General features: G+C 69.2%; 28 protein-coding genes, 1 tRNA gene, 1 pseudogene and 1 riboswitch. Of the genes and pseudogenes, 9 read left to right on the top strand and 21 right to left on the bottom strand.

Going from position 1 to position 26,998, the window contains the following annotated elements; all coding sequences use genetic code 11:
• Positions 1 to 248 precede the first annotated feature (248 nt).
• Positions 249 to 1,658 carry a DUF445 domain-containing protein gene (locus GAS53_RS06790; protein ID WP_151476531.1) on the bottom strand — a complete coding sequence of 470 codons (1,410 nt, stop codon included), beginning with the start codon at positions 1,656 to 1,658 and terminating at the stop codon, positions 249 to 251.
• A 187-nt stretch (positions 1,659 to 1,845) separates the two neighbouring features.
• On the opposite strand from GAS53_RS06790, the gene GAS53_RS06795 reads away from it, so the two are divergent.
• Positions 1,846 to 3,162, top strand: a complete 1,317-nt coding sequence (locus tag GAS53_RS06795; protein ID WP_151476532.1) for an SGNH/GDSL hydrolase family protein — start codon at positions 1,846 to 1,848, stop codon at positions 3,160 to 3,162.
• Between the two features lie 75 nt (positions 3,163 to 3,237).
• Here the strand turns inward: GAS53_RS06795 and GAS53_RS06800 are convergent, their stop codons facing one another.
• The 4 genes from GAS53_RS06800 to GAS53_RS06815 are packed head-to-tail and all read right to left on the bottom strand — an operon-like array spanning position 3,238 to position 6,836.
• A complete protein-coding gene (locus GAS53_RS06800; RefSeq protein ID WP_151476533.1) occupies positions 3,238 to 4,149 on the bottom strand; it encodes a DUF1707 SHOCT-like domain-containing protein in 912 nt (303 codons plus the stop codon).
• 10 nt (positions 4,150 to 4,159) lie between these two features.
• A complete protein-coding gene (locus GAS53_RS06805; RefSeq protein ID WP_151476534.1) occupies positions 4,160 to 5,161 on the bottom strand; it encodes an ABC transporter ATP-binding protein in 1,002 nt (333 codons plus the stop codon).
• A 6-nt stretch (positions 5,162 to 5,167) separates the two neighbouring features.
• Positions 5,168 to 6,034 carry an ABC transporter permease gene (locus GAS53_RS06810; RefSeq protein WP_225858782.1) on the bottom strand — a complete coding sequence of 289 codons (867 nt, stop codon included), beginning with the start codon at positions 6,032 to 6,034 and terminating at the stop codon, positions 5,168 to 5,170.
• Positions 6,027 to 6,836, bottom strand: a complete 810-nt coding sequence (locus tag GAS53_RS06815; protein ID WP_151476535.1) for an ABC transporter permease — start codon at positions 6,834 to 6,836, stop codon at positions 6,027 to 6,029. Before GAS53_RS06815 ends, GAS53_RS06810 begins: the two co-directional genes overlap by 8 nt.
• Positions 6,837 to 7,037: 201 nt before the next feature.
• On the opposite strand from GAS53_RS06815, the gene GAS53_RS06820 reads away from it, so the two are divergent.
• Entirely contained in the window at positions 7,038 to 9,446 is a 2,409-nt protein-coding gene (locus tag GAS53_RS06820) for a transglycosylase domain-containing protein (RefSeq protein ID WP_151476536.1), read from the top strand.
• 50 nt (positions 9,447 to 9,496) lie between these two features.
• Here the strand turns inward: GAS53_RS06820 and GAS53_RS06825 are convergent.
• The 3 genes and pseudogenes from GAS53_RS06825 to GAS53_RS06835 form a co-directional block, all read right to left on the bottom strand.
• Positions 9,497 to 9,848, bottom strand: a pseudogene (locus GAS53_RS06825) (DMT family transporter).
• Positions 9,849 to 9,883: 35 nt separating this feature from the next.
• Positions 9,884 to 9,946, bottom strand: a riboswitch (guanidine-III (ykkC-III) riboswitch).
• A gap of 97 nt (positions 9,947 to 10,043) precedes the next feature.
• The gene (locus GAS53_RS06830; RefSeq protein WP_151476537.1) at positions 10,044 to 10,400 is read right to left on the bottom strand and encodes a GroES family chaperonin; all 357 of its coding nucleotides are present in this window, start codon (positions 10,398 to 10,400) and stop codon (positions 10,044 to 10,046) included.
• A gap of 76 nt (positions 10,401 to 10,476) precedes the next feature.
• Entirely contained in the window at positions 10,477 to 10,815 is a 339-nt protein-coding gene (locus GAS53_RS06835) for a DUF3618 domain-containing protein (RefSeq protein WP_151476538.1), read from the bottom strand.
• 158 nt (positions 10,816 to 10,973) lie between these two features.
• On the opposite strand from GAS53_RS06835, the gene bcp reads away from it, so the two are divergent.
• Entirely contained in the window at positions 10,974 to 11,441 is a 468-nt protein-coding gene (bcp, locus tag GAS53_RS06840; protein WP_151476539.1) for a thioredoxin-dependent thiol peroxidase, read from the top strand.
• Between the two features lie 177 nt (positions 11,442 to 11,618).
• Positions 11,619 to 11,703, top strand: a tRNA-Leu gene (locus GAS53_RS06845).
• A gap of 70 nt (positions 11,704 to 11,773) precedes the next feature.
• Here the strand turns inward: GAS53_RS06845 and GAS53_RS06850 are convergent.
• Complete coding sequence (locus GAS53_RS06850) at positions 11,774 to 12,394, bottom strand: ArsR/SmtB family transcription factor (protein WP_151476540.1); 621 nt, start codon at positions 12,392 to 12,394, stop codon at positions 11,774 to 11,776.
• 153 nt (positions 12,395 to 12,547) lie between these two features.
• Between GAS53_RS06850 and GAS53_RS06855 the strand changes: the two genes are divergently transcribed.
• Positions 12,548 to 13,246, top strand: coding sequence for a hypothetical protein (locus GAS53_RS06855; protein WP_151476541.1), 699 nt, complete (start codon positions 12,548 to 12,550; stop codon positions 13,244 to 13,246).
• Between the two features lie 111 nt (positions 13,247 to 13,357).
• Here GAS53_RS06855 and rdgB read toward each other — a convergent pair whose 3' ends face one another.
• The 4 genes from rdgB to GAS53_RS06875 all read right to left on the bottom strand — a co-directional run bounded on the left by rdgB (position 13,358) and on the right by GAS53_RS06875 (position 15,794).
• Positions 13,358 to 13,960 carry an RdgB/HAM1 family non-canonical purine NTP pyrophosphatase gene (rdgB, locus tag GAS53_RS06860; protein ID WP_151476542.1) on the bottom strand — a complete coding sequence of 201 codons (603 nt, stop codon included), beginning with the start codon at positions 13,958 to 13,960 and terminating at the stop codon, positions 13,358 to 13,360.
• Positions 13,961 to 14,047: 87 nt separating this feature from the next.
• The gene (locus tag GAS53_RS06865; protein WP_151476543.1) at positions 14,048 to 14,452 is read right to left on the bottom strand and encodes a hypothetical protein; all 405 of its coding nucleotides are present in this window, start codon (positions 14,450 to 14,452) and stop codon (positions 14,048 to 14,050) included.
• 175 nt (positions 14,453 to 14,627) lie between these two features.
• The gene (gene rph, locus GAS53_RS06870; protein ID WP_151476544.1) at positions 14,628 to 15,365 is read right to left on the bottom strand and encodes a ribonuclease PH; all 738 of its coding nucleotides are present in this window, start codon (positions 15,363 to 15,365) and stop codon (positions 14,628 to 14,630) included.
• A 195-nt stretch (positions 15,366 to 15,560) separates the two neighbouring features.
• Positions 15,561 to 15,794, bottom strand: a complete 234-nt coding sequence (locus tag GAS53_RS06875) for a glucose PTS transporter subunit EIIB (protein WP_093660495.1) — start codon at positions 15,792 to 15,794, stop codon at positions 15,561 to 15,563.
• A gap of 228 nt (positions 15,795 to 16,022) precedes the next feature.
• On the opposite strand from GAS53_RS06875, the gene GAS53_RS06880 reads away from it, so the two are divergent.
• Together GAS53_RS06880 and GAS53_RS06885 are read left to right on the top strand one after the other, a co-directional pair.
• Entirely contained in the window at positions 16,023 to 17,309 is a 1,287-nt protein-coding gene (locus tag GAS53_RS06880) for a PTS transporter subunit EIIC (RefSeq protein ID WP_151476545.1), read from the top strand.
• A 278-nt stretch (positions 17,310 to 17,587) separates the two neighbouring features.
• Positions 17,588 to 18,838: a PTS transporter subunit EIIC gene (locus tag GAS53_RS06885; protein WP_151476546.1), complete on the top strand. Its 1,251-nt coding sequence runs from the start codon at positions 17,588 to 17,590 to the stop codon at positions 18,836 to 18,838.
• Positions 18,839 to 18,967: 129 nt separating this feature from the next.
• Here the strand turns inward: GAS53_RS06885 and GAS53_RS06890 are convergent, their stop codons facing one another.
• Positions 18,968 to 19,720 (bottom strand): MBL fold metallo-hydrolase, encoded by a 753-nt coding sequence (locus GAS53_RS06890; protein ID WP_151476547.1) that lies wholly within the window; start codon positions 19,718 to 19,720, stop codon positions 18,968 to 18,970.
• A 187-nt stretch (positions 19,721 to 19,907) separates the two neighbouring features.
• Between GAS53_RS06890 and GAS53_RS06895 the strand changes: the two genes are divergently transcribed.
• Entirely contained in the window at positions 19,908 to 20,357 is a 450-nt protein-coding gene (locus GAS53_RS06895) for a type II toxin-antitoxin system PemK/MazF family toxin (protein ID WP_151476548.1), read from the top strand.
• 143 nt (positions 20,358 to 20,500) lie between these two features.
• Here GAS53_RS06895 and GAS53_RS06900 read toward each other — a convergent pair whose 3' ends face one another.
• The 7 genes from GAS53_RS06900 to clpS form a co-directional block, all read right to left on the bottom strand.
• Positions 20,501 to 21,451 (bottom strand): PLP-dependent cysteine synthase family protein, encoded by a 951-nt coding sequence (locus GAS53_RS06900; protein WP_151476549.1) that lies wholly within the window; start codon positions 21,449 to 21,451, stop codon positions 20,501 to 20,503.
• Positions 21,452 to 21,474: 23 nt separating this feature from the next.
• Positions 21,475 to 21,753, bottom strand: coding sequence for a MoaD/ThiS family protein (locus GAS53_RS06905; protein WP_151476550.1), 279 nt, complete (start codon positions 21,751 to 21,753; stop codon positions 21,475 to 21,477).
• 116 nt (positions 21,754 to 21,869) lie between these two features.
• On the bottom strand, positions 21,870 to 21,965 hold the full coding sequence (locus GAS53_RS57970) for a putative leader peptide (protein ID WP_004000920.1): 96 nt from the start codon (positions 21,963 to 21,965) through the stop codon (positions 21,870 to 21,872).
• 133 nt (positions 21,966 to 22,098) lie between these two features.
• Entirely contained in the window at positions 22,099 to 22,521 is a 423-nt protein-coding gene (locus tag GAS53_RS06915) for a Mov34/MPN/PAD-1 family protein (protein WP_151476552.1), read from the bottom strand.
• Between the two features lie 155 nt (positions 22,522 to 22,676).
• A complete protein-coding gene (locus tag GAS53_RS06920) occupies positions 22,677 to 24,137 on the bottom strand; it encodes an amino acid permease (RefSeq protein ID WP_192582996.1) in 1,461 nt (486 codons plus the stop codon).
• Positions 24,138 to 24,482: 345 nt separating this feature from the next.
• Positions 24,483 to 25,088, bottom strand: a complete 606-nt coding sequence (locus tag GAS53_RS06930) for a DUF2017 domain-containing protein (protein WP_151476553.1) — start codon at positions 25,086 to 25,088, stop codon at positions 24,483 to 24,485.
• Positions 25,089 to 25,182: 94 nt separating this feature from the next.
• Positions 25,183 to 25,500 carry an ATP-dependent Clp protease adapter ClpS gene (gene clpS, locus GAS53_RS06935; protein ID WP_151476554.1) on the bottom strand — a complete coding sequence of 106 codons (318 nt, stop codon included), beginning with the start codon at positions 25,498 to 25,500 and terminating at the stop codon, positions 25,183 to 25,185.
• Between the two features lie 81 nt (positions 25,501 to 25,581).
• Here clpS and GAS53_RS06940 point away from each other — a divergent pair, with 81 nt between their 5' ends.
• Complete coding sequence (locus GAS53_RS06940) at positions 25,582 to 26,910, top strand: nicotinate phosphoribosyltransferase (protein ID WP_151476555.1); 1,329 nt, start codon at positions 25,582 to 25,584, stop codon at positions 26,908 to 26,910.
• Positions 26,911 to 26,998: the final 88 nt, after the last annotated feature.

Genomic DNA, 26,998 nt, shown 5'->3' on the forward strand with positions numbered 1-26,998 from the left:
GCGCCGTCCCGTCTTCGCGGCGCTGCGTCGTTGCGGAAACCGTGCCATGCCGCATCCTCGCAGGTCACCCGACGGGTGTCGGGGAATCAGACGGGGCGACCCGACAGTCGTACGGGTCGGCTCGCGAGGTTGGTGGCGGGGTCGGTGACAGGGACGGCGACGGACATGGGCTCCCTCCCCGGGCTCCTCGGGTCACGCCCACCGGTCCCCGTACGAAAGCCGGTAACGCCAGTCCGTATGAGGGCCGGCTACGCCCCCAGCGCCCGCGACACCGTGTAGATCAGCAGGCCCGCGAGCGAGCCCACCACCGTGCCGTTGATGCGGATGAACTGGAGGTCGCGGCCGATGTGTGCCTCGATCTTCTTCGAGGTGTGGTCGGCGTCCCAGCCGGCGACGGTGTCGGTGATGAGGGAGGTGATCTCGTCGCGGTACGTCGTCACGACGTACACCGCCGCGCCCTCGACCCAGCCGTCGACCTTCGACTGGAGCTTCGGGTCGGTGGCCATCCGGGCGCCGAGCGAGAGCAGCGAGGCGCGCACGCGCAGCCGCAGCTCGCTGCGCTCGTCCTCCGCCGCGGACACGATCATCTGCCGTACGGCGGACCAGGCGGAGGCGATCAGGTCCTGGACCTCGCCGCGGCCGAGGACCTCGCGCTTGAGGTTCTCCACGCGCGCGCGGGTGTCGGTGTCGGACTGGAGGTCGGAGGCGAAGTCGGTGAGGAAGCGGTCGAGGGCGCCGCGGGCCGGGTGGGCGGGCATGTCGCGCATCTCGGTGACGAAGCGCAGCAGCTCCTTGTAGACGCGCTCGCCGACCCTCTTGTCGACGAACCGGGGGGTCCAGCCGGGGGCGCCGCCCTGCACCGCGTCCATGACCTGGTCGTTGTGGAGGACCAGCCAGTCATGGGCGCGTACGCAGATCAGGTCGACGACCCGCCGGTGGCCGCCGTCCGCGACGACCTTCTCCAGCATCTTCCCTATGCCGGGGGCGATCTCCTGGGCGTCGGCCCGCCGGTTGATGGCCTCGCCGACGACGGCCTGCACGTCGGAGTCGCGCAGCACGGCCAGGGCGCCGCGCAGCGCGGTGGCCAGTTCCGCCGTCACCCGGTCCGCGTGGTCCGGAACGGCCAGCCAGGCGCCGAGCCGGCTGCCGATACCGACGGCGCGCAGCCGCTGCCGTACGACGTCCTGCGAGAGGAAGTTCTCCCCGACGAACTCGCCCAGGGAGACGCCCAGCTGGTCCTTCTTGGTGGGGATGATCGCGGTGTGCGGGATGGGCAGGCCCATGGGGCGCCGGAACAGGGCGGTGACCGCGAACCAGTCGGCGAGCGCGCCGACCATGCCGGCCTCGGCGGCCGCGGCGACGTATCCCGTCCAGGCACCCGCGCCGGAGTTCCCGGCCCACTTCGCGAGTACGTAGATCACAGCGACGAAGAGCAGCAGGCCGGTCGCCGTGAGCTTCATCCGGCGGACACCGCGGAACTTCTCCTCGTCGGCGGCACTGAACGAGGTCATCGCACGGTTGGCCGTGGCCCCGCCGGCGACCGTGCGGTTGGTCACACCGCCTGGGAGGGCATGCTGCCCCTCTGAAGATGTTTCGCCTGTCACATCCGCTTTCGTACGTTCCATCCACTCCACCCGTTCCCGGTCCCCCACACCCATTGTCCCAACCTGACCGACTCCTGGAACGGAACAGGAGTTCCCGGCGTCTGTCCGGGCGGGGGCCAGATAATTGGATACGGCCTGCGGGGGCAATGAGGGTCCTGTCGGCTTCCCTCCACCCCATGCCTCATCATGGGGTGATCACGTCGGAGCCTCGGGCTCCACTGCTCGAGGAGACACGCACCGCATGACCAAGCGTCACGGTTATGCCTTGCTGGCCGCGATCATTGCCGTGATCGTGGTCATCTCAGCCGCCATATACGTCGGTGTGTCCGCCGACGACGGCGAGGACAACACGCTCGCCGGCGGCCGTACGCCGCACAACTCCGCGGCCCCCGCGTCCACCGGCACCTGGGTGGGCGCCTGGTCGGCGTCCCCGGCCGGGTCGGAGCCCGGCACCGAGGTGAACGGCATGGCGGGCCGTTCGGTACGCAACGTCGTCCATGTCGGCGTCGGCGGCACCGCGGCCCGGATCACCCTGTCCAACCTGTACGGGCAGCAGCCGCTCAACATCACACACGCCTCGGTCGCCGTCGCCGCCACCGCGAACAACGCCGCCGCTGCCGCCGACACCATGCGCCGCCTCACCTTCGGCGGCCGCCCGTCGGTCGTCGTGCCGGCCGGGCAGCAGGTGGTCAGCGACGCCGTACGGCTGCTGATCCCGCACGACACGGACGTGCTGGTGACGACGTACTCGCCGACCCCGTCCGGGCCCGTCACCTACCACCCGCAGGCACGGCAGATCTCGTACACGGCGGAGGGCGACCGCACGGAGGACGTGACCGGCGCCCCCTACACCTGGCAGACGCCGTACTGGCGCTATCTGACCGCGCTGGACGTACTGAGCAACGAGTCCAACGGCACGGTCGTCGTCATCGGCGACTCGCTCACCGACGGCGTGACCTCGGCCATGGGCGAGAACCGGCGCTGGACGGACGTCCTCGCCGACCGGCTGCGCGACAACTCGGACGGGCCCCGCTACAGCGTGGTCAACCAGGGCATCAGCGGCAACCGCGTCCTGGCCAGCGGGCTCGGCCGCCCTGCCGAGAACCCCAGCGGCCTGATCCGCTTCGACCGCGACGTGCTCGGCCGCACGAACGTGAAGGCCGTCGTCATCGCGCTCGGCGTCAACGACATCCTGCGTACGCCGCACCAGACCGACGCGAGCAGGATCACCGCCGGTCTGCGCGAGCTGACGCGCCTCGCCCACGCCCGGGGCCTGCGGGTCGTCGGCGCCACGCTCATGCCCTTCCAGGGCCACCGCGGCTACCGGCCCCACCTGGAGGACACCCGCCAGGCCGTCAACGCCCAGATCCGCTCCGGCAAGGTCTTCGACGCCTACGTCGACTTCGACAAGGCACTCCGCGACCCGTACAACCCACGCCACCTGCACTCCGACTACGACTCGGGCGACCACCTCCACCCGAGCGACAGGGGCTACAAGCGAATGGCGAAGGTCTTCGACCTGGACACCTTGAAGGGGGCAGCTCCGGCCGAGCTGTAAGCCCCTTTAGGGGCGCGGGGAACTGCGCGACCAGCCACACACGGCCCGCAGTGAAGGCACAACCCGCGGGAGCATTCAGTCCCGATCACGCCGCTCGCGCCGAGCGCGCCGCTCCTCGTGGCGTTCCTCCCGGTGCTCGCGCAGCATCTCCCGATGCTGCTCCATGGCGTCGCGGTGGATGGACCGGGCCTCGTCCAGGGAGTCACGGTGGTCCAGAGAGTCAGGGTGGTCCCAGGCGTCGGTGCCCTCCAGGGCCCGGCGCCTGGTCTCCTCCAGCTCTTCCTGGCGGGCAGCCTTCCGCTCCAGCTTCTCCAGCCGGCGCTCCTCCTTCAGGCGCAGCCGCTCGGCCTTGGTCACCTTGCGCTCGACGCCGACGCCGCCCCAGAAGGCGAAGCCGGTGACGATGACGCGCGGGGCGCCGGGGTCGCCCGGCACACCCTCCTCGCGGTGGTCGAAGCCGCCCATGATGCCGATGCCGCGGACGACGACCTCGACGCCGGGCGGCACGATGACCTGGATCCCGCCCATGATCGCGACGCAGTTGACGACGACCTCGCCGTCGGCGAAGTTCGCCTCGCGCAGGTCGATGACGCCGCCACCCCAGAACGCGAAGGAGTTGAAGCGGCGCGGCATCGTCCAGCGGCCCTTGCGCTCGAACCCCGACATGATCGCGACGCCCCACTGCGACGTGCCCTCGCCGCCGACGATCCGGCCCGGCCAGTCCCCCGCCCCGACCGCTCCGGCGGGCTGCTTGACCATCGACACCGTGGGGGCGGGGGCGGTCACACCGGCCGCGGGCAGATCCCGGGTGATGGGCGCCAGCTCCTTGTACGTACGCGCCTTGTACGTCGCTTCGAGCCGTTCCTCGAACTCCTCCATGTCGAGGCGGCCCTCCGCGAGGGCGTCCCTCAGCACTTCGGCGACCTTTTCGCGGTCGGCGTCGGAGGCTCGCAGCTCGGGAAGTCCGCCGGGGAGTTCGTCCGTCATGAACAGAAGCCTACGAGGTTGCCTTCTCCGCGTACATGCGGCTGATGACCGCCTCGATGTCCGGTTCACGTACCGACAGGTCCACCAGCGGATACTCCGCAGCGATCCGCGCCACCAGCGGAGCCGCCGACTCCGCCGCCGGGAAGGCCAGCCACTGCCGCGGCCCCTCGACCTTCACCACACGCGCCAACTCGACGTCGATGGGAGGCAGTTCGCGCTCCAGGTCCACGACGAGCGTCCGCTCGCTCTCGCCGATCTCGTGCAGCCCGGTCAGCGGCCCGTCGTACATCAGGCGCCCGTGGTCGATGACCATCACCCGCTGACAGAGCTGCTCGATGTCGGTCAGGTCGTGGGTCGTGAGCAGCACGGTCGTGCCGCGCTCGGCGTTGAGGTCCCGCAGGAACTCCCGCACCTTCGCCTTGCTGATCACGTCGAGCCCGATCGTCGGCTCGTCCAGGTACAGCACCTCCGGGTCGTGCAGCAGCGCCGCCGCGATGTCGCCGCGCATCCGCTGCCCGAGCGAGAGCTGCCGGACGGGTACGTCCAACAGGGCGCCCAGTTCGAGGAGTTCGACGCACCGGTCGAGGTTCTCGGCGTACCGGGCGTCGGGGATTCGGTACATGCGGTGCATCAGCCGGTACGAGTCGATCAGCGGGAGGTCCCACCACAGGGTCGTACGCTGCCCGAACACCACCCCGATGCGGTGCGCGAGCCGGGTGCGCTCGCGGGACGGGTCGATGCCCGCGACCCGGAGGCGGCCGCCGCTCGGCGTCAGGATGCCGGTGAGCATCTTGATGGTGGTGGACTTGCCGGCGCCGTTCGGCCCGATGTAGCCGACCATCTCGCCGCGCGGCACGGTGAAGGAGATCGAGTCGACCGCCCGTACCTCCCGTCGCTCACTGCGCAGGAAGCCGGTCTTCTTGCGTACGTCGAAGACCTTCTCGACGCGATCGAGGTGAATGAAGTCGTCGGCGTGAACTTCGGCGTGACTGTCGGCGTGAATGAGGTCCATGTGCGGCTAACTCCCCGTGCTCCGGTACGAACGAAGACCCGCGCGCCAGGCGACCCCCGAGAGCGCGCAGCAGGCGACCGCCACCAGCGGCGGCAGGAAGGCGACCCACTCCGGCAGGTCGAGCGGATACGGCAGATCCAGCACGTACAGCGCGGGCAGCCAGTTGACGAAGGCGAGCGGCAGTACGAAGGTCACGCCACGTACGAGGTCCTTCGCGAAGACGGTCGGCGGGTACTGCAGGAGCGTGGTGCCGCCGTACGTGAAGGAGTTCTGCACCTGGGACGCGTCCTGCGCCACGAACTGGAAGGCCGCGCCCGCCACGAACACCGCCGCGAAGATCCCGGCCCCGCTGACCACCATCACCGGCATCAGCAGCACCTTCAGCGGGGTCCACGAGATGTCGAGTACGACGAGCGCGTATCCGAGGACCAGCAGCCCCTGTGTGATCCGGCCCAGGCGGCGCAGCGCGAACCGGTCGGCGGCGACCTGCGCGAGCACCGGCGCGGGACGCACCAGCAGTGTGTCGAGCGTGCCGTCACGCACCCGCGCGCCGAGCCGGTCCATCGAGCCGAGCACCAGGTCGGTCAGCCCGAAGGCGGCGCAGGACAGCCCGTACAGGAAGGCCACCTCGCCCAGCGAGTAGCCGCCGAGCTCGTCGACCCGCGAGAACATCAGCAGGATCGCGACGAAGTCGAGCGCGGTCCCCGCGAAGTTGCCGAAGACGGTCATCGCGAAGGACGCCCGGTACGCCATCGTCGAGCGGATCCACATGCCGGCGATCAGCCGATAGGCGCGCAGCCCGTCCACCAGGCGCGAGCCACCGGCCGGCGCGAAGTCGCGGTACTCGTCGCGCCTCTCGTCGAGGTCAGCCACCCTGGACCACCACCCTGCGCGTCGCCGCCGACTGGACCAGGCGTCCCACCGCGAGCAGCCCGACGGCCCAGGCGGCCTGGAAGGCGTACGTACGCAGCAGCCCGAACCCCGTGCGCTCGCCGAGCAGGACGTCCGCGGGCGCCTGGAGGAGCGCCGACCAGGGCAGCGCGCGGGCCAGCTCGCCGAGCGCGCCCGGGAAGACGTTCAGCGGCAGCACCATCCCGGAGAAGAACAACCCGGTGAGCACTGCCAGTTGCTGCACGCCCGCGCCGTCCATGAACCAGAACGCCGACAGCGCCACGAGATAGCGGATCGCGAAGCTCACGAGGACGCCGAGCCAGACGGCGACGAGGAACGCCAGCCATGTCCCGGCGTCGGTGGGCAGCGCGATGTGGAAGACGAGCCCGCCGAACGCCATCGGCACCACGCCACGCCCCAGCAGCTGGAACGCCGCCCGCCCCGCGTCCGCCGCCAGCCACCACGCCTGGAGGTCCGCGGGCCGGTAAAGGTCGATCGCGATGTCACCCGTTCGGATTCTCTCGATCATCTCGTCCTCGAAGCCGCCGCCCATCACCGCGACCGCCGAGAGCAGCCCCTGTCCGAGCCACACGTACGTCAGCGCCTGCGCCTGGTCATACCCGCCCAGACCAGGCCTTTCGTCCCACAGCGCGATGTACGTGTACGCCAGGACCACCCCGAAGACGGTGTTGGTGAACAAGCCCGCCGCCGTGGCCACCCGGTAGGTCGAGTACCGCCGGAAACCGCCCGCCGCGACGGCCGCGTACAACCGCCCTGTCCCCACCCGAGGCCCCCTTCAGCTGCTCCGAGCCAAAGCGCAGGAGCCTAGCCGCGGGGCCGTGCCGGGTGCCAGGCATTTTCTCCGTGCGACACGTGCCACGTCCCGGGAACGAATCGCCGGGTGCGACAGTCTTCAAGGGAGGGGGCGCACAAGACGTATGAGGGCGTACGAGACGTATGACGCGAAACGGGAGTCCGGCACAACATGAACGACCAGCCGCAGCCGCAGCAGCCGAGCGAGGGCTGGGCACCGAGGGAACCCCTGGCCGCCTCCGTGGCGGCACCGGACACCCCCGGCAAGAAGCCCAAGCGCCCCCGGCGCACCGGCTGGCGGCGGCTGATCCCGACCTGGCGGATGGTGCTCGGCACGTTCATCACCGTGGTCCTGCTGCTCATCGGCCTGTTCGCGCTCGGCTACTACCTGGTGGCGATCCCGTCGGCGAACGAGGCCGCGACCAAGCAGAGCAACGTCTATCTGTACGCGGACGGCAGCCAGCTCGCCCGCGACGGTGAGGTCAACCGGGAGAACGTGACGCTGGCGCTGATCGCCAAGGACGCCCAGCACGCGGTACTGGCCGCCGAGGACCGGGACTTCTACACCGAGTCCGCGGTCGACCCCAAGGCGATGGTCCGCGCCGCGTGGAACACCGCGACGGGCAAGGGCAAGCAGTCCGGCTCGACGATCACCCAGCAGTACGTGAAGAACTACTACCTGGCCCAGGAGCAGACGGTCACGCGGAAGGCGAAGGAGTTCTTCATCGCCATCAAGCTGGACCGCGAGAAGAGCAAGGACGAGATCCTCGAGGGCTACCTCAACACCAGCTACTTCGGCCGCAACGCGTACGGCATCCAGGCCGCCGCCCAGGCCTACTACGGCGTCGACGCCAAGGACCTGACGGTCGGCCAGGGCGCGTACCTGGCGGCGCTCCTCAACGCGCCGAGCGAGTACGACGTGGTCGCGCACCCCGAGAACAAGCCGGCGGCGCTGGCCCGTTGGAACTACGTGCTCAACGGCATGGTCGAGAAGAAGTGGATCAGCGAGGCGGACCGCGCCGGCGTCAAGTTCCCCGAGCCGAAGCAGACGGTGATCGCGACGGGGATGTCCGGCCAGCGCGGCTACATCGTGAAGGCCGTGAACGACTACCTGACCGACAACAAGATCCTCGACGAGGACGAGCTGAACGCCGGCGGCTACCGCATCACGACCACCCTGCAGAAGCCCAAGCAGGACGCCTTCGTGAAGGCCGTGAACGACCAGGTGATGGACGAGCTCGACAAGAAGGACCGCAAGGTCGACAACTACGTCCGCGCGGGCGGCGCCTCCATCGACCCGAAGACCGGCAAGGTCCTCGCGATGTACGGCGGCATCGACTACACGAAGCAGTACTACAACAACGCCACGCGCCGGGACTACCAGGTCGGCTCCACCTTCAAGCCGTTCGTGTTCACCGCGGCCGTGCAGAACGACTCGACCACACAGGACGGCCGCCCGATCACCCCGAACACCATCTACGACGGCACGAACGAACGCCCCGTGGAGGGCTGGGAGGGCGGCTCGTACGCCCCGGAGAACGAGGACCAGGTCTCGTACGGCCCGATCTCGGTCCGCACCGCCACCGACAAGTCCGTGAACTCCGTGTACGCGCAGATGGCGGTGGACGTCGACCCGACGAAGGTCAAGGAGACGGCCGTCGACCTCGGCGTCCCGTCCGACACCCCCGACCTGACCGCGTCCCCGTCGATCGCCCTCGGCCCCTCCACGGCCAGCGTCCTCGACATGACGGAGGCGTACGCGACCCTCGCCAACCACGGCAAACGCGGCACGTACACGATGATCGAGAAGATCACCAAGGACGGCGCGGACGTGGTGGATCTGCCCGAGCGGAAGACCTGGCAGGCCGTGAGCCGCGAGGCCGCCGACACCACGACCTCCGTCCTGCAGAGCGTCGTCGAGGGAGGCACCGGCACGGCCGCACAGGCCGCCGGGCGCCCCGCCGCGGGCAAGACCGGCACCGCGGAGGAGGACCAGGCGGCCTGGTTCGCGGGCTACACCCCGAACCTCGCCACGGTCGTCGCCATCATGGGCCAGGACCCGGACACCGGCGTCCACAAGCCCCTCTACGGGGCGCTCGGGCAGGAACGCATCAACGGCGGCGGCTATCCCGCGCAGATCTGGGCCCAGTACACGAAGGCCGCGCTGAAGGGCACGTCGGCCCAGGACTTCGACCTGGAGCTCCAGGAGGGCTCGGAACAGCAGGAACTGCCACCGTCCGACCCCACCCAGAACCAGCCGGGCACGGCGGCCGGCCAGGACAACGGCGGCACGACCACCGGCGGCCAGGAAACCCCGGGAACGCAGGGCCAGACCAACGGCGGCACGACGAACGGCGGCGGAACCACGCCCCCCGGGAACACGACGACCGACGGAGGCACAACCACGGACGGCGGCACGACGGACGGAGGCGGCGGAACCACCGGCGACGGCGGGACGACAACCGGCGGAGGCACCACCACGGACGGCGGCACGACGGACGGAGGCGGCGGAACCACCGGCGACGGCGGGACGACGACCGACGGGGGCACGACCACGGACGACGCCCCTCTCTCGCTCTAGGCTCTCTCGGCTCGCTCTAGTGACCGGCAGGTCGCCTTCAGGCCCACCGCCTAGTGACCGGAGGTCGCCTTGAGGCCCACCACGGCCACGAGCAGCAGACAGACGAAGAAGATCCGGGCGGCGGTCGCCGGTTCACCGAGCACCACCATGCCGAGCACCGGCGCCCCGGCCGCGCCGATACCGACCCAGACGCCGTAGGCGGTACCGATGGGCAGCGACTTCGCCGCGTACGACAGCAGGAACATGCTGGCGACGATGCCGGCGCCGGTGAGGACGCTGGGCACAAGGCGGGTGAATCCGTCGGTGTACGGGGGTCTGGGGGTGTCCCCCAGATAAGCACAGCATGCCGATCGACCAGCCGACTTCGAGCAGACCGGCGACGATGAGCAGGACCCAGGCCATGAGACGCAACCTCCAGAAGATGACGGCCTTCAAGAAGTGCGTCGTCTTTGCGAGGTCCCGGTACGGCGCGTCTCGTCGAGTTCCCTTCGAAGGTAGCAAAAGGCAGGCAAAAGGGGCTGGTGACGATGGTCACCAGCCCCTGCTGCCTTTGTTCCTGAGGCCTGACCTCTGGGGCTCCAGGCCTTGTTCGAGGCCTTAGAGGTACAGGCCCGTCGAGTCCTCGGAACCCTCGAACCGGTCCGCCGCCACGGCATGCAGGTCCCGCTCACGCATCAGCACATACGCGGTGCCGCGCACCTCGACCTCGGCGCGGTCCTCCGGGTCGTACAGGACACGGTCGCCCGGCTCCACGGTCCGTACGTTCTGCCCGACCGCGACGACCTCGGCCCAGGCGAGCCGCCGGCCCACGGCCGCGGTCGCGGGGATCAGAATGCCGCCGCCGGAACGGCGCTCGCCCTCCGAGGTGTCCTGCCGCACGAGCACACGGTCGTGCAGCATCCGGATGGGCAGCTTGTCGTGATGGGTGCTGTGCACATTCCTGTTGGCGCTCACAGTCCGAACCTACCTGCCTTCGCGCGGCTCGTACGCAGCTGGGGTGCGGGTGGGTGTGGGTGGAATGCCGGCGGGGTCAGGCCCGGCGACGCCTGGTGCCCAGGGTGAGCAGCCCGACGACTCCGACCACGACGAGCGCCACGGGCACGATGCGCTCCAGCCGCGGCGCGCCCTCCTCCGTGACGAACTGCCCTTTCACATCGCCGACGATGCGGTTGACACCGACGTAGGCACGTCCGAGCGAGTGGTCGACGCTGGACACCATCTTGGCCTTGGCGTCCCCGACGATCGTCTTCGGGTGCACCCGCACACCGATCTCGTCGAGCGTCTCGGCGAGGGTTTCGCGACGGCGTTTGATGTCCGCCTCGATCTGCGCCGGAGTCCTGGTGTCCGGCGTGCTCGACGTGTCCGTCACGCGCTGCCTCCGTGGTCGTGTTCGTTCGCTTCCCGCGGCCTGTTCTCATCGGCCTTTTTCTCTGGTCGACAGTCTGTCAGCTCCGCCCGCCGCGCACCGCCCGGCACCCCCATTACGCTCGGGTCCGTATCCACCACCTCGCAAGGAGACCGAACGAGATGAGCGAGCGACTCCAGCCCGGCGACACCGCCCCCGCCTTCACCCTGCCCGACGCCGACGGCAACGAGGTCTCCCTGGCCGACCACAAGGGCCGCAAGGTCATCGTCTACTTCTACCCGGCCGCCCTGACCCCCGGCTGCACCAAGCAGGCCTGCGACTTCACCGACAACCTGGACGTCCTCGCCGGCGCGGGCTACGACGTCATCGGCGTCTCCCCCGACAAGCCCGAGAAGCTCGCCAAGTTCCGCGAGAAGGAGAACCTGAAGGTCACGCTGGTCGGCGACCCCGACAAGACGGTCATCGAGTCCTACGGCGCCTTCGGCGAGAAGAAGAACTACGGCAAGACCTACCTCGGCGTCATCCGCTCCACGGTGATCGTGGACGAGGAGGGCAAGGTCGAACAGGCCCTGTACAACGTCCGGGCAACCGGCCACGTCGCGAAGATCATCAAGGACCTGGGGATCTGAGGTCCGGCTCCCCTTCTCGGGCGTCCGGACGTCCGGACGCCCGGGCTTTCGCAACCGTCGGAACGGCCCGCCCCGCGAGAAGCGGCGCGGGCCGTTCCAGCCGAAGCCGGGGAGAACGGCATGACGTAAACCTCCGCTCAGCAGCGCCCATGTGACCGGTACGATGGCATGCGGCTGGCGGCGGTGGCGCAATGGCTGACGCAGCAGACTTAGGATCTGTGGCCCGTGAAACGGCTTGAGGGTTCGAATCCCTTCCGCCGCACAGTTGACGGCCTGCGAATCGAATGATCGATGCGCAGGCCGTTTCCTTCTGCCCAGCAGGAGTGGGACTGCTACTCGACCGGGAGAGCGAACCATCGCAGCAGTACAGGCCTGGCGTCGGGCGGGGCATCCTCCGGGCCGCGGGTGAAGCGGGTCAGTAGGTCGAGGTAGGCGTCGTGGAAGGCGGTCACCTCGTCCTTGGTGAGGTGGCTGAGGCTGCGGGAGCCGCGCATCCACCCCTCCGACTCGGCCTGCTCCTCGGTGAACCGCCGGGCCAGCTCGATGTCCTCGTCCAGCCGCATGCGGTCGAGGGCGCCCGCGACCGCCCGCTCGCTTTCGGTCATCTCCTCCTGCGCCGGCCTGCGTACGTCCAACCCTCGCACTGCCCGCCACCAGCGCTCGCGGCTGTTGGGCCGTTCCGGAACGTCCTCGATGAAGCCGCCGCGTTCCAGGCGGCGCAGGTGGTAGCTGAGGGTGCCGGTGTTCTCCCCGAGGGCGGCGGCGAGCGTCGTGGAGGTCGCGGGGCCAGAGACGCCGAGGTGGCGCAGGATCTTCAGCCGCAGCGGGTGCGCGAGCGCCTTTAGAGCTGCCGGGTCACTGACCGTGCGTCGCTCGCCGCCCGACTCGGCACCCCCGGCGTCCCCGACGCCCCCACCGCCCACGCCATCCCCTTCGCGCGTCGTATCGCTCATGCGGGCAGCCTACAGCGACTCGCAGCCGATCCTCTGCATAGTAAATTCTGCAGATTTTTCTCTGCAGATCTTCCATTGCAGAGAAACGGCTGCAATCCTTGTCGTATGCGGGCGCCTCCTGGTCGCCCGCCGACTACTGACCTGGAGGCCTTCATGCGTCGCGCCCGACGTCTCGTCATGGCACTGTCCGCTCTGACCCTTGCCGCGAGCGTGGGTGCTACGGCTGGGCCGGCGCACGCCGACACGGTCGTGCGGGAGCGTGGCTTCGATGACTGCCCGGCCCTCTCCGAGCTCCCCGAAGGCGCCGATCCGGCGAAGTGGCGCTGCGAGGCCATGACCGCCGTCGGGCATCTGACGCTCGGCCGCGTCGATGTACCGATCGAGCGCCCTCTGGGGATCACCTTCGCGGAGGGCACGGTCGACGGCGAGTTCCGTCAGGTGTTCGGCGCGATGGCCGCCACTCCCCTACGGGTCCGGGGCACACCTCTGTCGATCACGCCCCGGTACGGCGGCTATTCGGACTTCGAGTCGAACGACGAGCGGCGCGGCGAGCTGGCTCTGACGTTCCGGATAGCCGGTCCCGGGGTGCCGCCCGGTTGCTCGATAGGCACCGAGGCGGCCCCGGTCCACCTGGTGCTCAAAGAGACGGACCCGCCGAGGGTCGTCACGCCGGAGCCGCTGGTCGTCGCCTTCGGTATCGAGGACAACCGGTTTGCGGCACCGGGGACTTCGGGCTGCGGCTGGCTGGGCCCCGTGCTCGACAGGGCCCTGCGGCTCCCGTCACCGTCCGGCGCGAACGGCATCGACCAGGATGCCCGGGTGGCGCTGCGCTCGTACGGCGAGGCGGGGTAGCCGAGCGCGGTGACCAAACATGGCAGCCGAATGCGGTGGTCGAACGCGGCAGCCGAATTCGGTAGTCGAACACGGCAGCCGAACGCGGTCTCGAACGCGGCAGCCGGTTCTTCAGCCCAGCAGCTCCCGCAGGACCAGTACCAACCCCCGGAACGCCTTCCCCCGATGGCTGATCGCGTTCTTCTCCTCCGGGGTCAGTTCCGCGCAGGTTCGGGTGTCGCCGTCCGGCTGGAGGATCGGGTCGTAGCCGAAGCCGTGGGAGCCGGCGGGCTCTCGGCGTAGCGTCCCCCGCAGCCGTCCCTCCACCACTCGCTCCGTACCGTCCGGCAGGGCCAGTGCGGCGGCGCAGGCGAAGTGGGCGGCGCGGTGTTCGTCGGGGATGTCGCTGAGCTGGTCGAGGAGGAGGGTGAGGTTGGCTCGGTCGTCGCCGTGGGAGCCGGACCAGCGGGCGGAGAAGATGCCGGGGGCGCCGCCGAGGACGTCGACGCACAGGCCCGAGTCGTCGGCGACCGCCGGGAGGCCGGTGGCCTGGGCGAGGGTGTGGGCCTTGAGGAGGGCGTTCTCGGCGAAGGTGACGCCGGTTTCCTTGACGTCGGGGATGTCCGGGTAGGAGTCCGCGCCGACGAGGTCGTGGTGCAGGCCTGCGGCGGCGAGGATCGTCCTCAGCTCGGTGATCTTTCCGGGGTTGCGGGTGGCGAGGATCAGGCGGGTCATGGTTCTCACCCTAGCCAGCCGGGCCGCGCCGCCCGGCCTGGTGGGCCGCGCCACTCGCGCGGCCCCCGCCCGTGTCGCGGTGTGCCGCTACGGCGTGCAGACCTTCGTGAGCTCGCCCGCCGCGTCGGTCACGGGGCTGATGTCGGGCGTCTCGTCACCGTTCTTGATGGCGTCGCGGACGTTGGTGACCGCCGTCTGGAGGTCGTCCACGGCCTTGTTGATGTCGGTGTCGTCGGTCTTGTCGCCGATGGTGTCGAGGTTCTTGTCGATGGAGTCGAGCGCCTCGTCGGCCTGCGTCGGGTCGTTCGCCGCGTTCTCCACGGCCTGCTGGAGGTCGGTGACGCTGTCAGCGATCGTGTCGGCGGTCTGGACGCAGTCCAGTGCCTTGTTGACGGCGTCGCAGCCGGTGGTCAGCCCGGCCGTCAGCGCGACGGCTGCCACGGCTGCGGCGATGGCAGTGGTACGGCGGGCTCGGCGGCGGCTCGCGGCCATGGAACGGTCCTCCCGTTGGTCAGGCCCCACGGGCCCCGTTGGTCCGGCCGGGGCCGGTGGGGCCCCGTCTGGTACTGGCCGGGCGTACAGCGGTGTGCCGTACGCCCGTACTCGTAGGGACGCGACGGCCGGTGCCGTGGTTGCCCGCGGCGGGGCGGCTGTCTTGGTGCGTCCTTTACCTTTCCAGGACCGTATCAAGTGCCTTGCGCTGGGCGACAGCGAGTTCCGTACAGCCCAGAACGGCCAGATCGAGAAGGGAGTTGAGTTCCTCGCGGGCGAACGGCTCGGCCTCCGCGGTGCCCTGGACCTCGACGAAACGGCCGTCGCCGGTGCAGACGACGTTCATGTCGGTGTCGGCGCGCACGTCCTCCTCGTAGCAGAGGTCGAGGAGCGGTACGCCGCCGACGATGCCGACGGAGACGGCGCTGACGGTGCCGGTGAGGGGCTGGCGGCCGTGCTTGATGAGTTTCTTGCCCTGCGCCCAGGCGACGGCGTCGGCGAGCGCGACGTACGCGCCGGTGATGGCGGCGGTGCGGGTGCCGCCGTCGGCCTGGAGGACGTCGCAGTCGAGGACGATGGTGTTCTCGCCGAGCGCCTTGTAGTCGATGACCGCGCGCAGGGAGCGGCCGATGAGGCGGCTGATCTCGTGCGTACGGCCGCCGATCTTGCCGCGGACGGACTCGCGGTCGCCGCGGGTGTTGGTGGCGCGGGGAAGCATGGAGTACTCGGCGGTGACCCAGCCCTCTCCGCTGCCCTTGCGCCAGCGCGGGACGCCCTCGGTGACGGAGGCGGTGCAGAAGACCTTCGTGTCGCCGAAGGAGACGAGGACGGAGCCCTCGGCGTGCTTGCTCCAGCCGCGTTCGATGGTGATCGGGCGGAGCTGTTCGGGCGCGCGGCCGTCGATTCGAGACATGGCGTCGAGCCTAGTCGTATACGGGTGAGGGGCCGCCCCCGGTAACGGAAGCGGCCCCTCAGGTGTGAGGCTTCATGAGTGTTCGTGAGGCCTCGGGAGTCTTCGGGGTGAGCGTTCAGACCCGCGGTCCGCGCCCCCGAGCCGGCGTCGGAGCCCGGTGGTTCAGCCCCGGAGCCGGCGCTGGAGCCCGGTGGTTCACATCATGTCTTCGATGTCCGCGGCGATCGGGTCCGCGTCCGTGCCGATGACGACCTGGATCGCCGTGCCCATCTTGACGACGCCGTGGGCGCCCGCGGCCTTCAGGGCGGCCTCGTCGACCTTGCTCGGGTCGACGACCTCGGTGCGCAGCCGGGTGATGCAGCCCTCGACCTCTTCGATGTTGTCGATGCCGCCGAGCCCGGCGACGATCTTCTCAGCCTTGCTGGCCATGTCCCTACTCCCTGATCCGAACCGCTTTGTCGCAGTAACCCACAGTTGGCCCATCTTCGCGAGCGGTCATGTCACCCGTACCGAATGATGGCGATCACGACAGCTCAACCGTTCGCCGACTGGTCTACACCAGTTTTCAACGACCGCCAAACCCGGCCCCGTTCCAGGGAGCGAGGGAAGGTGCACAGGGGCGCGGTGGGGCGCGGGAGGACGCAGGGAGGAACGCCGATGAGTGCCGACAGCGCGGCCGCACCCGAGCGCACTCGGTGGAGCAACCTGTTCCAGGGCCTGCAGAAGATGGGCCGCAGCCTCCAACTGCCCATCGCCGTGCTGCCGGCCGCGGGCATCCTCAACCGCCTTGGCCAGCCGGACGTGTTCGGGGACGACGGTCTCGGCTGGACGAACGTCTCGAAGGTGATGGCGGGCGCGGGCAGCGCGCTGCTCGACGGTTCGCTCGGGCTGCCGCTGCTGTTCTGCGTCGGTGTGGCCATCGGCATGGCGAAGAAGGCGGACGGTTCGACGGCGCTGGCGGCCGTGGCCGGGTTCCTCGTCTACTACAACGTGCTGCGCCAGTTCCCCGAGGACTGCGCGAACGGGGCGAAGGAGGTCGCCACCGGATGCCAGGCGGCGGACGGCACGGTGACGGCGTTCACGTACCAGAACCCGGGTGTCTTCGGCGGCATCATCATGGGCCTGATGGCGGCCTATCTCTGGCAGCGCTACCACCGCACCAGGCTCGTCGACTGGCTCGGCTTCTTCAACGGGCGGCGGCTCGTGCCGATCATCATGGCGTTCGTGGCCATCGTGTTCGCGGCGCTGTGTCTGTGGGTGTGGCCGCCGATCGGGCGGGGCCTGGAGGACTTCAGCGACTGGCTGGTAAGCCTCGGGGCGTGGGGTGCCGGAGTCTTCGGCGTCGCCAACCGGGCGCTGCTCGTGATCGGGCTGCACCAGTTCCTGAACGTGCCCATCTGGTTCCAGTTCGGCAGTTACACCAAGCCGGACGGGACGGTCGTGCACGGTGACATCAACATGTTCCTGGCGGGCGATCCGGACGCGGGACAGTTCACGTCGGGGTTCTTCCCCATCATGATGTTCGCGCTGCCGGCCGCGTGCCTGGCCATGGCGCACTGCGCGAAACCCCACCGCCGCAAGGAAGTTGGCGGCCTGATGCTCTCGGTCGCGCTGACGTCGTTCGTCACGGGCATCACCGAACCGATCGAGTACTCCTTCGTGTTCATCGCACCTCTGCTGTACGCGGTGCACGCGGTGCTCACCGGGGTTTCCATGGCGGTGACCTGGGGTCTGGGTGTCCACGACGGCTTCAGTTTCTCGGCGGGCCTGATCGACTACGTCATCAACTGGAACCTCGCGACCAAGCCGTGGGCGATCATTCCGATCGGGCTGTGTTTCGCTGTCGTGTACTACGTGATCTTCCGGTTCGCGATCACCAAGTTCGATCTGCCTACTCCGGGGCGGGAGGCGGAGGAGGAGGTCGAGGACGTAACCAAGGCGTGAGCGCTCCGCTGGGTTGGGCGGGTTCGTCGGGTCGTGGGTGACGTGCGGGTCGTAGGGGGCTGAGCGCGCCCACGCGGCGGAGCCGCATATGTCACAGCCCCGCGCCCCGAAAGGGGCTTTCGCCCCACATGCGCAAAGTCCTCAGGTATGCGCCAGGCCACAAAATTCGCGGGTTCCTTATCTCACCTTCACCGTGCTACAACAGGTCTACACCACTGAGTGGTGTAGACCACGTGGATGCTTCCCGTCCCCGGCAGCACCCAGCACATGGAGGAACCATGACCACCGCCACAGCACCGGCGGCCCCCACGAAGAAGTGGGGCTCCGGCCTGTTCCAGGGCCTGCAGAAGGTCGGCCGCAGCCTGCAGCTCCCCATCGCCGTGCTGCCTGCGGCCGGCATCCTGCTCCGTCTCGGCCAGCCCGATGTGTTCGGCGCGGACGGACTCGGCTGGGACAGGGTCGCGTCCGTGTTCGCCACCGCTGGCGACGCGGTCTTCGCCAACCTGCCGCTGCTGTTCTGCGTCGGCATCGCCATCGGCTTCGCCAAGAAGTCCGACGGTTCCACCGCCCTCGCGGCGCTCGTCGGCTTCCTGGTCTACAAGAACGTCCTCACCGCCTTCCCGATCACCGAGGCCAAGGTTCAGGACGGCGCGGACGTCGCCGCGACGTACAACGACCCCAAGGTCCTCGGCGGCATCGTGATGGGCCTGATAGCCGCCGTCACCTGGCAGCGCTTCCACCGCACCAAGCTGCCCGACTGGCTCGGCTTCTTCAACGGCCGCCGGCTCGTCCCGATCCTGATGGCCTTCATCGGCACCGCCGTCGGCGTCTTCTTCGGTCTGGTCTGGGAGCCCATCGGCGACGTCATCACCAACTTCGGCGAGTGGATGACCGGCCTCGGCGCGGTCGGCGCGGGCATCTTCGGCGCCATCAACCGCGCGCTGCTCCCGGTCGGCATGCACCAGTTCGTGAACACCGTGGCCTGGCAGGAGATTGGCTCCTTCAAGGACTCCGCCGGCGCTGTCTGGCACGGTGACCTGCCGCGCTTCTTCCACGGCGACCCGACGGCCGGCCAGTTCATGACGGGCTTCTTCCCCATCATGATGTTCGCGCTCCCGGCAGCCGCCCTGGCGATCACACACTGCGCCCGGCCCGAACGCCGCAAGGCCGTCGGCGGCATGATGATCTCCCTCGCGCTGACCTCCTTCGTCACGGGCATCACCGAACCGATCGAGTTCGCGTTCATGTTCATCGCGCCGGTCCTGTACGTGATCCACGCGGTCCTGACCGCCGTCTCGATGGCCGTGACCTGGGCGCTGGGCGTGCACCACGGCTTCAGCTTCTCCGCCGGCGCCATCGACTACTTCCTGAACTGGAACCTCGCCACCAAGCCATGGATGATCATCCCGATCGGCCTGGTCTTCGCGGCGATCTACTACACGACCTTCCGCTTCGCGATCATCAAGTTCAACATCGCGACGCCGGGCCGCGAGCCCGACGAGGAGGTCGAGGACCTCACGAAGGCGTAGGCCCCGCCGCGCCGCAAGAGGCATGACGAAGGCCCCCGGAACCGATCGGTTCCGGGGGCCTTCGATCGCGTACGAGCCGCTGTGTACCCAGGAGGTACCCACGAGGTACCTACGAGACGTACGAGGCCGTCAGATCTCGTACGTCACTCGCGGCGCCGCCAGCTCCACCGGTCCCCCGTACACCGCGCGGGCGTCCGCCAGGTTCACCTGGGGGTCCGTCCACGGTGGGATGTGGGTGAGGACGAGGCGGCGGGCCGCGGCGCGGGTCGCGGTCTCGCCTGCCTCGCGGCCGTTGAGGTGGAGGTCCGGGATGTTCTCCTTGCCGTGGGTGAACGCGGCCTCGCAGAGGAACAGGTCGGTGTCGCGGGCGAGTTCGCCGAGCGTGTCGCACACGCCCGTGTCCCCGGAGTACGTCAGCGACCGCCCGCCGTGCTCCACGCGGATGCCGTACGCCTCCACGGGGTGGCTCACCTTCTCGGTGTGCACCGAGAACGGGCCGATCTCGAAGGAGCCCGGCTTGACGGTGTGGAAGTCGAAGACCTCGCTCATGGAGGAGGCGGAGGGGGTGTCCGCGTACGCAGTGGTCAGGCGCTGCTCCGTGCCCTCGGGTCCGTAGACCGGGATCGGATCGCAGCGGCCGCCGTCATGGCGGTAGTAGCGTGCGACGAAGTACGCGCACATGTCGATGCAGTGGTCGGCGTGCAGGTGGCTGAGGAAGATCGCGTCAAGGTCGTAGAGACCGCAGTGGCGCTGCAGCTCGCCAAGGGCACCGTTGCCCATGTCGAGAAGCAGCCGGAAGCCGTCGGCCTCGACGAGGTAGCTCGAGCAGGCCGATTCCGCGGACGGGAACGACCCCGAGCAGCCGACGACGGTGAGCTTCATAAAGCAGAAACCTCCGCTGGCGGGGAGTGAAGACGGGGGTCGTGCGGTCCGTCGAGCGTAAGGCGCAAAAGGGTGGGTCGCTCCTCCGTCGAGGGCTGTTGTGGGGGAACTCACCTGCGGTGTCACCGGTTCGGGGGCCAGCGGGGTGGACAAGCGTGGGCCAGGTCACGCTTGTACCGTCATATGCATGGACACGTCGTGGTGGCTGGCGTTGGCGGCGGTGGTGCTGCTCGCGGTTGTCGCGGCGCTGGTGGACGGGTGGGGGCGGCGGCGGCCGTCCGGACGGGTCCGTCCGCCGGGGCGGGGCCGTAGGCTCCGCCGGTCCCCTCGGCCTCGGCCGGGCGAGATCTGGTGGGCGAATGTTCCGTACGAGGACCGGCCCGGTGCCAAGGACCGGCCCTGCCTGGTGCTGGCCGTGCGTGGCCATACCGCCGTCATCGCCAAGATCACCAGCAGGGAGCACGGCGAGCGGGACGGGATCGTTCCGCTCCCGCCGGGGTCCGTGGGCGATGCCCACGGCCGGGCGAGCTTCCTCGAGACCGATGAGCTGCGGGATCTGCCGGTGTGGGATTTCCGGCGGAGGGTGGGGGTGGTGGATCCGGTGGTGTGGGATCAGGTGCGGCACTTGGCCGGCTAGGGGGTTTTCGCCCCCGCCGCCCCTACCCGTCCCATCCTTCTGGGGCTCCGCCCCAGACCCCGTTCTCGGGGGCCGGCCCCCCAACCCCCGCTCCTCAAACGCCGGAGGGGCTGAATTTCAGCGGGGGTCTGGGGGTGGGAAGGCTACGCCCAGAGCTGGCCCTGCAGCGTCTCGATGGCCTCCTCCGTGGTGGCGGCCGTGTAGACGCCCGTGGAGAGGTACTTCCAGCCGCCGTCGGCCACGACGAAGACGATGTCCGCCGACTCCCCCGCCTTGATGGCCTTCTTGCCCACGCCGATCGCGGCGTGGAGGGCCGCCCCCGTGGAGACGCCCGCGAAGATCCCCTCCTGCTGCAACAGCTCCCGCGTACGGGTCACAGCGTCGGCGGAGCCGACCGAGAAGCGGGTCGTCAGCACGGACGCGTCGTAGAGCTCGGGGACGAAGCCCTCGTCCAGGTTGCGCAGACCGTAGACCAGGTCGTCGTAGCGCGGCTCGGCGGCGACGATCTTGACATCGGGCTTGTGCTCGCGCAGGAAGCGGCCCACACCCATCAGCGTGCCCGTGGTGCCGAGGCCTGCGACGAAGTGGGTGACGGAGGGGAGGTCGGCCAGGATCTCCGGGCCCGTCGTCGCGTAGTGCGCGCCCGCGTTGTCGGGGTTGCCGTACTGGTAGAGCATCACCCACTCGGGGTGCTCGGCGGCCAGTTCCTTCGCCACGCGCACCGCCGTGTTGGACCCCCCGGCCGCCGGAGACGGGATGATCTCGGCACCCCACATGGCGAGCAGCTCACGCCGCTCCTGGGAGGTGTTCTCGGGCATGACGCAGACCATGCGGTAGCCCTTGAGCTTCGCGGCCATGGCGAGCGAGATGCCGGTGTTTCCGGACGTCGGCTCGAGGATCGTGCAGCCGGGCGTCAACCGGCCGTCCTTCTCCGCCTGTTCGATCATGTGGAGCGCGGGCCGGTCCTTGACCGAACCCGTCGGGTTCCGGTCCTCGAGCTTCGCCCAGATCCGTACGTCCACGGACGGCGAGAGCCGCGGCAGGCGCACCAGAGGGGTGTTGCCCACCGCGGCGAGCGGGGAGTCGTAACGCATCAGCGATCAGAGCCCGGGCCCGGTCAGACCATGCCGCCGGCGACGGCCGGCAGGATCGTGACGCTGTCGCCGTCGGTGAGTTTGGTGTTGATGCCGTCGAGGAAGCGGACGTCCTCGTCGTTCAGGTAGACGTTCACGAAGCGGCGCAGCTCGCCTCCGTCGACGATGCGGGCCTGGATGCCCGTGTGGCGGGTCTCGAGGTCGGAGAAGAGCTCGGCGAGAGTCTCCCCGCCGCCCTCGACGGCCTTCTGACCGGCGGTGTAGGTGCGGAGGATGGTGGGGATGCGGACCTCGATGGCCATGGTTGCGGGCTCCTGTCGGGAGGAAGTCAGGTCGGTGGGCGCGCGGCAGCGCGGAAGTGCGTGGGTGGTACGCAGGTTGGGCGCCGCGGCTCACGGCCGTACGGCGGCAGGCGGCATCAACAGATGGCGCTGGCGAGCCTGCACAGGTCGACGTGCAGCCGCGCCACGAGCAGCATGCCCGGCGTCTTGTCGCTCACGTCGTGGGAAACCATGGGGTCATCGTATCGATTCCCGGTCCGGGTCCTGGAATGTGATCTCAGATAGTGGATGAATTCTGACCGAAATGCGGGATGCGGCAGGGCACGGCAGGGAACGAGGGTCGGATCCGGCGAGGGTCGGACGGAGTCAGTACGCCTCCACGATCTTGACTTCCTCCTCCGTCACCTCGCCCTCCACGATCCGGAACGAGCGGAACTGGAAGGGTCCGGCGTCGTCCGTGTCCGCCGTGGAGACGAGGACGTAGTGCGCGCCGGGCTCGTTCGCGTACGAGATGTCGGTGCGGGACGGGTACGCCTCGGTGGCCGTGTGGGAGTGGTAGATGACGACCGGCTCCTCGTCGCGGTCGTCCATCTCGCGGTACAGCTTGAGCAGGTCGCCGGAGTCGAACTCGTAGAAGGTGGGCGAGCGCGCGGCGTTGAGCATCGGGATGAACCGCTCGGGGCGGTCGGTGCCCTCCGGGCCGGCGATCACGCCGCACGCCTCGTCGGGGTGGTCCTGGCGCGCGTGCACGACGATCAGGTCGACGAGCATCTGGGTGATGGTCAGCATGACGGTCAGGATAAGCAGAAGGGCCACCTCGTACCGAAGGGTGGTACGAGGCGGCCCACATGCTGAGCCACGAGCTCAACATGGCCCCGGAGAGATTCCGGAAGAGGCCTCGGAAGAGACCTTGAGAAAGACCCGTCAGCCCATCTCAGCCGGTCTCAGCCGACCTTCTCGAAGACCGGATCGCGGCGCTCCGCGACCTCCGGGTTCCGTGACTTCAGTACGGCCCAGCCGATGCCCAGGGCGGCCGCCCAGCCCGCCATCACGTACAGGCAGACGCGGGAGTCGGCGTCGTACGCGATGAGGCCGGTGACGAAGAGCAGGAACGCGACCGCGACCCAGCTGAACTTCGAGCCGCCGGGCGCCGGGAAGGACGAGGCGGGCAGGCGCCCGGCGTCGACCGCGCGGCGGTACAGGATGTGGCTGACGAGGATCATCAGCCAGGTCCAGATACCGGCCGCGGTGGCCACCGAGGTGACGTAGCCGAAGGCCTTCTCCGGGACGATGTAGTTCAGGACCACGCCGATGCCCATGAAGAGCATGGAGACGGTGATGCCGAGCGCGGGGGTCTTGGTGGAGGACAGCTTGTTGAAGACCCTCGGGGCCTCGCCGTTGTCCGCCAGGGTGCGCAGCATGCGGCCCGTGGAGTACATGCCGGAGTTGCAGGAGGAGAGGGCGGCGGTGAGGACGACGAAGTTGACGATGCCCGCGCCCGCCGGGATGCCGATCTTCGCGAAGGCCTCCACGAAGGGGCTGACCCCTGGGGCGAACTCCGTCCACTTCACGACGCAGAGGATGACCGTGAGCGCGCCGACGTAGAAGAGGGCGATGCGCCAGGGCAGGGTGTTGATCGCCTTGGGGAGGGTCTTCTCCGGGTTCTCCGACTCGCCCGCCGTGACGCCGACCAGTTCGACGGCCAGGTACGCGAACATGACGCCCTGCAGGGTCATCAGGGACGAGCCGATGCCCTTGGGGAAGAAGCCGTCGAAGGCCCAGAGGTTGGAGACCGCGGCGGAGTCGCCCGCCGAGCTGAAGCCGAAGGTGAGCACGCCCAGGCCGATCACGATCATGCCGATGAGGGCGGTGACCTTGACCATCGAGAACCAGAACTCGATCTCGCCGAAGAGCTTGACGGAGATCAGGTTGGCCGCGAAGAGGACGATCAGGAAGACCAGGGCCGTGACCCACTGCGGGATGGCCGGGAACCAGTAGTTGACGTAGATCGCGGCGGCGGTGAGCTCCGCCATGCCGGTGACGACCCACATCAGCCAGTACGTCCAGCCGGTGAAGTAGCCGAAGAACGGGCCGAGGAACTCGCGGGAGTACTCCGCGAAGGAGCCCGAGACCGGCCGGTAGAGCAGGAGCTCGCCGAGAGCCCGCATGATGAAGAAGATGATGACGCCCGCCAGGGCGTACATGAAGATGAGACTGGGGCCCGCCTTGGCGATGTTCGCCCCGGCACCCAGGAAGAGGCCGACGCCGATGGCGCCGCCAATCGCGATCATCTGGACCTGACGGCTGCCGAGCCCGCGTTCGTAGCCCTCTTCGGGGGCGCCGCTGCCCGCGACGCCATTACCGTCGTGCCCGTCGTGATTCTTACCGACCTGCACTGAGGTCATGTGTGCTGCGCCTTTCTCCACGCCGATCCGAGCCGGCTGTGCGGCCTCGGATCGGGTCCCGATCCCCCCGGATATGGATGGAGCCTGTGCCTGGCCGGCGATCAACCGGCTCGGTGGCGCCTCTGACCGGACATGGGTGGTCCCGTCAGGCGGTCGTGAAGATTTATCACGGCGGAAACGTTGATCGACTGCGCGGCGCGTGGCGCACACCACAGGGAGAACCGGACAAACGTCGAACCGCGCCCCATAGGGCGCGGCCACGGTGACGCGATCTTTATCCGGATTTGAGTGTCCGTTGAGCGAACAGCAGTTGTCTTTTGTCCCGACAACTCAGGGCATAAGGGTTCAGGGCATCAGGGTTTCGACGAGCGTCTCCTGAAGCCCGCCCAGCCACAGATACGCCATCACCATCGGCTTGCGCGGATCCTCGTCCGGCAGCCGGTAGAGGAGGTCGGTGTCCTCCTCGTCGACGACGTCGAGGCGGGAGCCGATCGCCAGGCGCAGGTCGTTCAGGGCGCGCAGCCACTGCTCGGACTCCTCGGCGGACAGCTTGAGGATCGCGCCGCCCTCGCCCTGGACCGTCAGCGCGTCCAGGGAGCGGATCACCGCGAGGGCGTTGTCGCGCTTGCCCGCGCGCAGGTCGTTCTCGGTGAAGCGGCGGAACTCCGCGGAGTACGCCCGCTGCTCCTCGGCCTGCTCCGGCGAGTTCGCCTCGACGTCGGGTCCGCTGTACGCGTCCGGGAAGAGGCGCTGCAGCACGGGGTCGGAGGGCGGCTCGCTCGGGCCCTCCGCGAACAGTTCGGCGAGCGGATCGTCGGAGGAGTCCTCACCGGGGCCCGGTCCGATGAGCTCCAGGAGCTGTACGGCGAGGGAGCGGATGATGGAGATCTCGACCTCGTCGAGCGCGACGGCCGCGCCGCCGCCGGGGAGCGGTTCGAAGTGTCCTGGCATCAGGTTGCGTCGCTACTTCCGTACTGCGCGCTGCGTCGGGTTGTTGCCGGTCCTGTTGTTGTTTCCGGTGCTGCGGGGCCTACTGCGTCCGGTGTTACTTCCGGTCCTGCTGGAGGGTGGCCCACAGACCGTAGCCGTGCATGGCCTGTACGTCGCGTTCCATCTCCTCACGGGTGCCGCTGGAGACCACGGCCCGGCCCTTGTGGTGGACGTCGAGCATGAGTTTGGTGGCCTTGTCCTTCGAGTAGCCGAAGTACGACTGGAAGACGTAGGTCACGTAACTCATCAGGTTGACCGGATCGTTGTGGACGATGGTCACCCAGGGGACGTCGGGCTCGGGTACGGCGAAGACCTCCTCCGCCGACTCGGTCTTTTCGGTCTCTAGGGGTGCGGGAGCCGTCACACGGCCCATGCTGCCACCACAGGTGGGTACCCGGCCAAACGAGCCCCACAAATCGTCAGAGTGACGAGATTAGGGGTAGCATCCTTTGCCATGAACACTGCGGACCTAGGGCTGCCGGTGGACGTGCCGTCGACAGCGCTCTTCACGGACCACTACGAGCTGACCATGCTGCAGGCCGCCCTCAAGGGCGGCACCGCCGACCGGCGTTCGGTCTTCGAGGTCTTCACGCGCAGGCTGCCCGAAGGGCGCCGCTACGGCGTCGTGGCGGGGACCGGGCGGGTGCTGGACGCGGTCGAGAACTTCCGCTTCGACGCGGACGTCCTCGGCTTCCTGCGCGAGCGCAACGTCGTGGACGGCCCGACCCTTCAGTGGCTGGCCTCGTACCGCTTCAGCGGCGATGTCTGGGGCTACCCGGAGGGCGAGGTGTACTTCGCCGGCTCGCCGATCCTGCGGGTCGAGGGCTCGTTCGCGGAGTGCGTGCTCCTGGAGACCGTGATCCTCTCCATCCTCAACCACGACTCGGCGATCGCGGCCGCGGCCTCCCGGATGGCCTCGGCCGCCGGCGAGCGCCCGCTGATCGAGATGGGCGCCCGGCGCACGCACGAGCTGGCCGCGGTGGCCGCGTCCCGGGCGGCGTACGTCGGTGGCTTCACCACCACCTCCGACCTGGCCGCGGGCTTCCGCTACGGCATCCCGACGGTCGGCACCAGCGCCCACGCCTTCACCCTGATCCACGACAGCGAGCGGGACGCCTTCCGGGCCCAGGTGGACTCGCTCGGCCGGGGCACGACGCTGCTCGTCGACACGTACGACGTCGCCGAGGCCGTCCGGCTGGCCGTCGAGGCGGCCGGGCCCGAGCTCGGGGCCGTGCGTATCGACTCCGGCGACCTGCTGCTCGTGGCGCACCGGGTGCGGCAGCAGCTGGACGAGCTGGGCGCCACCAAGACGAAGATCATCGTGACCTCGGACCTGGACGAGTACGCGATCGCCTCGCTGGCCGCGGCGCCCGTGGACGCGTACGGCGTGGGCACGCAGCTGGTGACGGGATCCGGCCATCCGACGTGTTCGATGGTCTACAAGCTCGTGGCGCGCGCCCACTCGGCGGACCCGAAGGCTCCGCTCGAACCGGTGGCCAAGAAGTCGACGGGCGGCAAGACGTCCATCGGCGGCCGCAAGTGGGCCGCGCGACGGCTCGACGAGTACGGGGTCGCCGAGGCCGAGGTGATCGGCACGGGGGCCGTCCCGGCGGAGCTCAGCGACCGTCAGCTCCTTGTGGAGCTCATAAAGGGCGGCCAGGTCGTCGCCCGCGAGCCCCTCGACGTCGTACGCGACCGGCACGCGGCGTCCCGCGCGAACCTGCCCCTCTCCGCGACCCAGCTCTCCCGCGGGGAAGCCGTCATTCCGACGGAGTACGTGTGAGCCGCGTGGGCCCGGCCCGGCGGGGTACCCAGGACACACCTCCAGCCAACCCGTGCCCGTACGCGCCCGTACGGGAATGAACGGGCGA

The sequence above is a fragment of the Streptomyces albicerus genome, from assembly GCF_008905045.1.
Classification (GTDB): domain Bacteria; phylum Actinomycetota; class Actinomycetes; order Streptomycetales; family Streptomycetaceae; genus Streptomyces; species Streptomyces albicerus.